The organism is Roseomonas sp. TAS13 (assembly GCF_001950415.1).
GTDB classification, from domain to species: domain Bacteria; phylum Pseudomonadota; class Alphaproteobacteria; order Acetobacterales; family Acetobacteraceae; genus Roseomonas; species Roseomonas mucosa.
In genome coordinates this window covers 1-8,247 of record NZ_BDLP01000192.1, presented here as the reverse complement: position 1 = coordinate 8,247, position 8,247 = coordinate 1, and the positions used below count along the sequence as shown (strand labels likewise).

8 protein-coding genes are annotated in these 8,247 nt (G+C 71.5%); 3 read left to right on the top strand and 5 right to left on the bottom strand.

What is annotated here, in order from left to right; genetic code table 11:
- Nucleotides 1-1,730 (bottom strand): DEAD/DEAH box helicase (locus ROTAS13_RS28140; protein ID WP_253187690.1); only part of this gene is annotated, 1,730 nt, incomplete at its 3' end.
- 177 nt (nt 1,731-1,907) lie between these two features.
- On the opposite strand from ROTAS13_RS28140, the gene ROTAS13_RS14835 reads away from it, so the two are divergent.
- Complete coding sequence (locus tag ROTAS13_RS14835; protein ID WP_019462701.1) at nt 1,908-2,684, top strand: alpha/beta fold hydrolase; 777 nt, start codon at nt 1,908-1,910, stop codon at nt 2,682-2,684.
- Between the two features lie 57 nt (nt 2,685-2,741).
- Nucleotides 2,742-3,140 (top strand): methylglyoxal synthase, encoded by a 399-nt coding sequence (locus ROTAS13_RS14830; RefSeq protein ID WP_037250698.1) that lies wholly within the window; start codon nt 2,742-2,744, stop codon nt 3,138-3,140.
- 12 nt (nt 3,141-3,152) lie between these two features.
- Here ROTAS13_RS14830 and ROTAS13_RS14825 read toward each other — a convergent pair whose 3' ends face one another.
- Entirely contained in the window at nt 3,153-4,070 is a 918-nt protein-coding gene (locus ROTAS13_RS14825; RefSeq protein WP_075822723.1) for a LysR family transcriptional regulator, read from the bottom strand.
- 83 nt (nt 4,071-4,153) lie between these two features.
- Here ROTAS13_RS14825 and ROTAS13_RS14820 point away from each other — a divergent pair, with 83 nt between their 5' ends.
- Entirely contained in the window at nt 4,154-4,903 is a 750-nt protein-coding gene (locus tag ROTAS13_RS14820) for a sulfite exporter TauE/SafE family protein (RefSeq protein WP_019462704.1), read from the top strand.
- A 25-nt stretch (nt 4,904-4,928) separates the two neighbouring features.
- On the opposite strand, the gene parE is transcribed toward ROTAS13_RS14820, so the two are convergent.
- The 3 genes from parE to ROTAS13_RS14805 all read right to left on the bottom strand — a co-directional run.
- Entirely contained in the window at nt 4,929-6,902 is a 1,974-nt protein-coding gene (parE, locus tag ROTAS13_RS14815) for a DNA topoisomerase IV subunit B (RefSeq protein WP_019462705.1), read from the bottom strand.
- Between the two features lie 213 nt (nt 6,903-7,115).
- Entirely contained in the window at nt 7,116-7,646 is a 531-nt protein-coding gene (dps, locus tag ROTAS13_RS14810; RefSeq protein WP_019462706.1) for a DNA starvation/stationary phase protection protein Dps, read from the bottom strand.
- A 92-nt stretch (nt 7,647-7,738) separates the two neighbouring features.
- Nucleotides 7,739-8,247, bottom strand: a 509-nt coding sequence (locus tag ROTAS13_RS14805; protein WP_171979105.1) for an MFS transporter, incomplete at its 5' end; no start/stop codon positions are given.

Genomic DNA, 8,247 nt, shown 5'->3' with positions numbered 1-8,247 from the left:
GCGCGCCCTTCCTCCCGGCGGCCCGGGGCGGGGCGGACGGAGCGGGTGCGGGAGGCGGGTTCCTCGCGCCGGCCGCGTCCGCCGCGCGGGCTGCGGGCGGCGGCTTCCATCTCCTCCTCGGAGACGGGATCGACGCCGTCGATCTCGATGCGGGGGATGGGGTTGCCGGTCAGCTTCTCCACCGCCTGGAGCAGCTTGGCGTCGTCCGGCGTGGCGAGGGTATAGGCATGGCCCTCGCGGCCCGCGCGGCCGGTGCGGCCGATGCGGTGGACATAGTCCTCGGAATGGAAGGGCACGTCGAAGTTGAAGACATGCGACAGCCCGCCGATGTCGATGCCGCGCGCCGCCACGTCGGAGCAGACGAGGAGCTGCAGCTCATCCGCCTTGAAGCTGTTCAGCGTGGCGAAGCGGGCGGACTGGTCCATGTCCCCGTGCAGGGAGCCGACCGAGAAGCCGTGCTTCTTGAGCGACTTGTAGAGGATGTCCACGTCGCGCTTGCGGTTGCAGAAGATCAGCGCGTTCTTCACCTGCTCCCGCCGGATCAGGCGGCGCAGCGCCTCGCGCTTCTCCATCGTGCGGCAGAACACCACGCCGGCGACGATGGTGGTCGCCACCGAGGCCGCGCGGGAAACCTTGATCTCCTTCGGGTTGCTCAGGAAGGCGTCGGCGAGCTTGCGGATCTCCGGCGCCATGGTGGCGGAGAAGAACAGCGTCTGGCGCAGCGGGGGAAGCATGCCGACGATGCGCTCGACATCGGGGATGAAGCCCATGTCCAGCATCCGGTCGGCCTCGTCGATGACGAGGATCTTGCAGTCGGCGAGCAGGATGCGGCCACGGTCGAACAGGTCCAGCAGCCGGCCCGGCGTGGCGATCAGCACGTCCACGCCCTGGTTCAGGATGGCCTTCTGCTCGTCCATGCTCTCGCCGCCGATCAGCAGCGCGTGGTTCAGCTTCAGGTGCTTGCCGTACTTCACGAAGTTCTCGGCGACCTGGAGCGCCAGCTCGCGCGTCGGCTCCAGGATCAGCGAGCGCGGCATGCGGGCCTTGGCGCGCGAGCCGGACAGGATGTCCATCATCGGCAGGACGAAGGAGGCCGTCTTGCCGGTGCCGGTCTGGGCCACGCCGAGCACGTCGCGACCCATCAGCACCACGGGAATGGCCTGGGCCTGAATCGGCGTCGGGGTGACGTAGCCGGCCTCGGCGATGCCCTGGAGAAGGGGCTCGCTCAGGCCGAGATCCGAGAAGGGCGGCAGGGGCTCTTCCGGCTCCGCGGCGGGCACGGCCGCGGGCTGGCCGGATTCGGCTGGCGCCCCGGTTTCGGCTTCCGGCGCGACATCCTTGGGGGCGGCAGCTTCCGGTGCGTCGGCGGCGGTGGCCGGCTCATCCGGCAGCGGCCCGGCCACTTCCTCGGCGAAATGGCCGGTCTCGGCGGCGGAAGCGCCCGGAACCTCGTCACCCTCGCGCGCCGGCACGGTCTCGCCCGGCAGCGTGGCGCCACCCTCGGGCGGGACATCCGGATTGGGCACCACGGCGTTCTCGTAGAACTGCTCGGGCGTTTCCTCGGTGCTGCCCTCGCGGGGGCGCTCGGGCTCGAAAGGGGTGCTCTCTTCCTGCTCCGGCGTGGTGCCGTCGGGCATCATCGGGCCGGGCTGGCCGGCATGGTCATGGCCGGTGGCGTCCGGCTTGTCGCTGTGGTCCGCCGCCGCGGCAGCGTTGCGCGTCTCGTTCAAATCTGATCGGTCCTGCGGCGCCCGGCGGAGGACCGCCAGGCATGTTATGCCGCGGCCTTTCCGCGGCTATCCTCTTCTGCAGCTTGGGTGTCGCGCCAACACGGTGGCGGACAGGCCGAGGGACCGGCAAACGGTCCCGCCCAGCCCAGGCTTCGCCGCATATGCGCGCATGGCCCCGTGAAAGCAAGGTTTTCGGCGCTGGACGGGCATTCCGGCATCGCCTATCGCCGGGGCGTGAGCACGCGCATTCCCCTTCTCCTGTTGCCCGGCCTGCTGAACGACGCCCGCCTCTGGCACCACCAGGTGGCGGCGCTGGCCGGTATCGCCGAAGGCCGGGTGCCCGATCTCAGCCTCGACGACAGCATGGCGGCCATCGCCGCCCGGGTGCTCGCCGCGGCGCCGGAACGCTTCGCCCTCGCCGGCCTGTCGATGGGTGGCTACGTGTGCTTCGAGATCATGCGCCAGGCGCCGGAGCGCGTGCTGCGCCTTGCCCTCTTCGACACCTCGGCGCGGGCGGAGGCGCCGGAGCAGGAAAGGCGGCGGCGCGGGCTGATGTCGCTGACCCGGGGCAGCGCGCCGGACCGGTTCCGGGGCGTCACGCCGCGCCTGATGCCGCAGATCCTGCACCCCGACCATCTGGACGAAGGCGGCGGGGGCGAACTGGGCCAGCTCGTCACCGACATGGCGATGGCGGTCGGGCGGGAGGGTTTCCTGCGGCAGCAGACGGCGATCCTGGGGCGCCCGGATTCCCGTCCCGGCCTCGGCGCTATCAGGGTGCCGGTGCTGGTGGCGGTGGGGGAGGCGGACGCCATGACCCCGCCCTTCCTGTCCGAGGAGATCGCGGCCGGCATTCCCGGCGCCGCCCTGCACCGGGTGCCGCGCAGCGGGCACCTGCCGCCGCTGGAGAATCCGCCCGTGGTGAATGCGCTGATGCGGGACTGGCTGCTGGGCTGACGCCCGGTGCCGGGCTGCGGCATGATGCGGGCCGTTCCCGATCGGAGTCGCATGGCGATGAGCATCCTCGACCTCGCCCTGGTGGCGCATGACACCAAGAAGGACGCGCTGATCGCCTGGGCGGAGCGGCACCGCTCCCTGCTCTCCGGCCACCGCATCCTGGCCACCGGCACCACGGGCCAGAGGCTGAAGGAGGCCATCCCCGAGCTGAAGGTGGAACGTGTGCTGAGCGGCCCCCTGGGGGGCGACCTCCAGATCGGCGCCCGCATCGCGGAGAAGCGGGTGGACGCGCTGATCTTCCTGATCGACCCGCTCTGGGCGCAGCCGCACGAGCCGGATGTGCGGGCGCTGATGCGGATCGCGGCGGTGCATGACGTGCCGATGGCGACCAACCTCAGCACCGCCGAGGCGCTGGCCGCGACCTGGCCGAAGGTGACGGTGCTGGCCGGCGGCTGAACCGCCGGGGCGTCACGCCCCCGGGGCGGGGGGCTCGCCCGGATCCCCGGCGATCAGGTGCTCCAACAGCCGCCGGGCATGGACCGGCAGGGCATCCAGCCGCCGGACGCAGAGCACCAGCCGGCGCAGGGCCCAGGGATCGGCGAGCGGGGTGACCGCCAGCGCCATGTCCCGCTGGCAGCGCCGCGCCACGACCTCCGGCAGCACGGCGATGCCCACCCCGGCCTCCACCATGCGGGCGAGCGCGTTGACGGCGCGCAGCCGGACCCGGAAGCGGGGCACCCGGCCGAGACGGGCCGCCTGCTGCGACAGATGCGCCGACAGGGCGTTGGCGGCGGGCAGGCCGACGAAATCCTCCCCCAGCACCTCGGCGAAGCACAGGGCGGATCGGCCTGCCAGCGCATGGTCCTGCGGCAGCACCACCACCAGCCGGTCGGTGCGGAAGGGATGGGCCTCCAGCCCTCCGGTCCCCGCCTCCCCCGACAGGATGCCCGCCTCCGCCTCGCCCTGGGCGATGGCGGCGGCGATCTCCTGGCTGGGGCGTTCCTCCAGGTCGAGGTCGATGCCGGGATTGGCCGCCAGCCAGCCCACCAGGGCCGTGGGCAGGTGCTCCTCGATGGCGGCGGTGTTGGACAGCAGGCGGACATGGCCGCGCAAGCCGCCCTGCGCATGGTCGCGCAGCCCGCCCCGCAGCCGCTCCATCTCCTCCAGCACGCGGCGCGCATGGTGCAGCAGGGTCTGGCCCGCCGGGGTGGGGCGCACGCCGCGCCGGCCGCGTTCCAGCAGCGGCGCGCCGAGCGCCGTCTCCATGCCCCGGACGCGGGCACTGGCCGAGGCCAGGGCCAGGCCGGTCCGCTCCGCCCCCGCGGTGATGCTGCCGGTCTCGGCGATCGCCGCGAAGAGCCGCAGGTCGGTCAGGTCGAAATGCATGGACCCCTGCCTACGCCTGGGACGAAGCCTGCCTCAAGCATTCCCGCATTGTGGGAAGGCGGCGCGCGGATCAGCCTCCCGCCATGGACCTTTCCCTTTCCCTGCTTGCCGGCGTGGTGCCGGTCTTCCTCCTGGCCGGATTCACCAAGGGTGTGACCGGGCTGGGCCTGCCCACGGTCGGAATGGGGCTGCTCAGCCTGTTCATGGCCCCGGCCCAGGCCGCCACGCTGGTGATCCTGCCTTCGCTGCTGACGAATTTCTGGCAGATGACGGGGCGCGCCCTGCCGGGGCTGCTGCGCCGCCTCTGGCCGATGCTGCTGGCGACCGTGCTGGGCTGCTGGTCCGGGCGCGGGCTGCTGACAGGGGGCTCCGCCTGGATCGGGCAGGGGACGTTGGGGATCGTGCTGGTCGCCTATGCGCTGTTCGGCCTCTCGCCGCTGCGCCTGCCCTCCGTCCCGCCCCGGTGGGAGGCATGGCTCGGCCCGCTCGCCGGCTTCTGCACCGGGCTGCTCACCGCCGCCACCGGTGTCTTCGTCCTGCCGGCGGTGCCCTATCTCCAGGCCCTGTCGCTCGAACGCCTGGCTCTGATGCAGGCGCTCGGCCTTTCCTTCACCACTTCCACCCTGGCGCTGGCGGCGGTGCTGGCCGATGGCGGCGCGCTGGACGGCGCGGGAGCGGCGGGCTCGGCCCTGGCGCTGCTGCCGGCCCTTCTGGGGATGCTGCTGGGCCAGTGGCTGCAGGGGCGGCTGCGCCCGGCGGTCTTCCGGCGGGTCTTCTTCGGTGGGTTGCTGCTGCTCGGCGCCCATCTCCTCCTGCGCGGCCTGCTCGGCTGAGCAGGCCGCACGGGAAGGGGATGCGTCAGGCGTCCACCGCCTCGGCATCCAGCCTGGCGGCGTTCTCCTGGATGAAGCGGAAGCGGAGTTCCGGCTTGCGGCCCATCAGCGCCTCCAGCAGTTCCGCGGTCTGGGCGCGCTCCTCGGGGGGGAGGACCACCTTGAGCAGGGTCCGCTTGCGCGGGTCCATGGTGGTCTCCTTGAGCGACATGGGCGGCATTTCGCCCAGGCCCTTGAAGCGGCTGACCTCGACCTTCTGGCTCGGCTTGAAGCTCCGCTTCCGCACCCGCTCCAGGTCCGCGTCGTCGCGGGCATAGACCGAGACGGCGCCGGATTGCAGGCGGTAGAGCGGCGGCTGCGCCAGGAAGACCCGGCCCTGGCGCACCAGCTCCGGCAACTCCTTGTAGAAGAAGGTCATCAGCAGCGCGGCGATATGCGCCCCGTCCACGTCCGCATCCGTCATGATGACGACGCGGCCATAGCGCAGGCGGTTCATGTCGAAGCGCTCGCCGGCGCCGCAGCCCAGCGCCTCGATCAGGTCCTTCAGCTCCTGATTGCCGCGCAGCTTGTCGGCGGAGGCCGAGGCGACGTTCAGGATCTTGCCGCGCAGGGGCAGCACCGCCTGGGTCTGGCGGTCGCGGGCCTGCTTGGCGGAACCGCCGGCCGAATCGCCCTCCACCAGGAACAGCTCGGTCGCCGCGGCATTCTCCAGCGAGCAGTCGGCCAGCTTGCCGGGCAGGCGCAGGCGGCGCGTCGCCGACTTGCGCGGCGTGTCCTTCTGCTCGCGGCGGCGCTGGCGTTCCTCGGCCCGCTCGATCGCCCAGGCGAGGAGGTTGTCCGCGTTGCGCGTGTCGCCGGTCAGCCAGTGGTCGAAATGGTCGCGCAGCCCGGCCTCGACCAGCTTCGCCGCCTCGGGCGAGGTCAGCTTGTCCTTGGTCTGGCCCTGGAACTGCGGATCGCGGACAAAGACCGAGAGCATCCCGGCCAGCCCGCCGAACAGGTCCTCGGCGGTGACGCCGCCGGCCCGCTTCTCCTTCTTCAGCTCGCCATAGGCGCGCAGGCCCTTCACCAGCGCGTTGCGCAGCCCCGCCTCGTGCGTGCCGCCCAGCGGCGTCGGGATGGTGTTGGCATAGGCGCTGAGGAAGCCGTCCCCCTGCTCCAGCCAGGTCACCGCCCATTCCGCGCGGCCCTGGCCGTCGGGAAAGGAGACCTCGCCCGACCAGGGGGCGGGGACCACCGTGGCGCGGTTCTCCACGGCGGCGGCCAGGAAGTCCGACAGCCCGCCCGGGAAATGCAGCGTGGCGGCGGCGGGGGTCTCGTCCCTGATCAGTTCCGGGTCGCAGGACCAGCGGATCTCCACGCCCTTGTAGAGATAGGCCTTGGAACGGCAGAGCCGGTACAGGCGGGCGGGGGAGAAGAGCTGCTTGCCGAAGATCTCCTGGTCCGGCGTGAACCGGATCGTGGTGCCCCGCCGGTTCTGCACCGGACCGGCGTTCTTCAGCTTCGTGACCGGCTTGCCGCGCTCATAGGCCTGGGTGAACAGGGTGCGGTCGCGGGCGACCTCCACCTCCATGCGCTCGCTCAGCGCGTTCACCACCGAGGAGCCGACGCCGTGCAAACCGCCCGAGGTGTCGTAGGCCTTGCCGGAGAACTTGCCGCCCGAATGCAGCGTGGTGAGGATCACCTCCAGCGCCGAGAGCTTCGGGAACTTCGGATGCGGATCGACCGGGATGCCACGGCCATTGTCGCGGACGGTCAGCCGGTTGCCGGGCTCCAGCGTGACCTCGATGCGGTCGGCATGGCCGGCCACCGCCTCGTCCATGGAGTTGTCGAGAATCTCCGCCGCCAGGTGGTGCAGCGCGTTCTCGTCGGTGCCGCCGATATACATGCCCGGGCGCCTGCGGACAGGCTCCAGCCCCTCCAGCACCTCGATATCGGCCGCGGAATAGCTCTGGTTTGCGGGCCCCTTCTGAGGGCGGCCGCCGAACAAGTCGTTCATGTTGTGTTCCGGTCCCCCGCCGGGAAAATAGGCCGTGCGGACCGGAACCGCAAGTTTCGCGGACACGAATGGGCGGATTTCCGCCCGTTACAGGGAAGGACAGGAAAAACCCCTCCGCCCTGGCCAGAGGCCAACGGGAGGGGCTTCGGGACTCCCGGACCGCGATCCGGGTGCCGCGTGCCGCCGAGGGGAGGCCCCCGGCGGCGGCCGGGATCAGGTGCCGTGGCCGTGGAGGTGGGCTTCCAGCATCCACAGGTTCTTGTCGATGGCGCGGGACAGCTCGGTCAGCAGGTCGGCCGTATCGGCGTCGCCCGCATCGTCGGTCTCGTCGATGCCGTCGCGCAGCGCCTTGCCGACCTGGGCATAGCGGTCCGCCAGCTCCTTCACATGGCCGATGCTGTCCAGCAGGTCGGCCGGATAGGGCGGCAAGCGGGTGGTGTTGGCAAGGTTCTGCGTCGTGCCGTTCGCCACGCCGCCCAGCAGCACCATGCGCTCGGCGAGCATATCGGACTGCTCGTTCAGGGCGTTGTAGAACTTCTCCAGCATCTCGTGCAGGCCGATGAAGTTCGTGCCCTTCAGGTTCCAGTGCGCCTGCCGGGTGGCGTTGTAGAGATCGATCGAGTCCGTCAGCAGCGCCTGGAGCGTGGTGAGCGAGACGTTCTTGGCGTTCTCGCCGACGCTGTTCCGGGTCGGCCAGCGGGTGCCCGAATAACCCGTGTCACCCTTGCTCTGAGTCTTGGCCATGGAATCGACTCCTTGAGGTGGTCCGTGTGGATCTTTATCCGGAACGCCGTGGCGTTCCGCTACCGCGCCAGCGCGTGGCGTGGATGAAGGTTTCAGGGCTCCAGGCTGAGGAAGCGCTGCGCCAGGGCGGGCTCGCTGCCGCGGTGCAGCGCGGCGGCGCGGGCCAGGATTGCGGCATCCGCATCGGTCATGCGCCCGGCCTCCCGCAGGTGCTCCGTCCACGACTCCATGGTCCAGAGTTCCACGAAGCGCTCCGGATGCGCGACATCCTCATAGAGCCGCCAGTTCACCGCCCCGGCCCGCATCCGCACGCCCCGGACCTCGCGCATGGCAGCCAGGAACTCGGCGCGGTCCACCTCGGGCACGAGGTAGCGGACCGACTCCATGACCGGCAGCGCGTCGCGCGCCAGGACGGGCGCCAGGCCGGGATCGGGGCTCTCGGGCGCCGGGTGCAGGATGTCCGCGCCGGGCGGGGGCGGGGGCGGCGGGTTCTCCATGGGCAGGCGCCGCAGCGCCCAGGCGCCGAGGGCGCCGCCGATGCCGAAGCCGGCCAGGGTGGCGGGGATGCCGAAGGCCTCGCCCGCCGCGCCGGACAGCACGG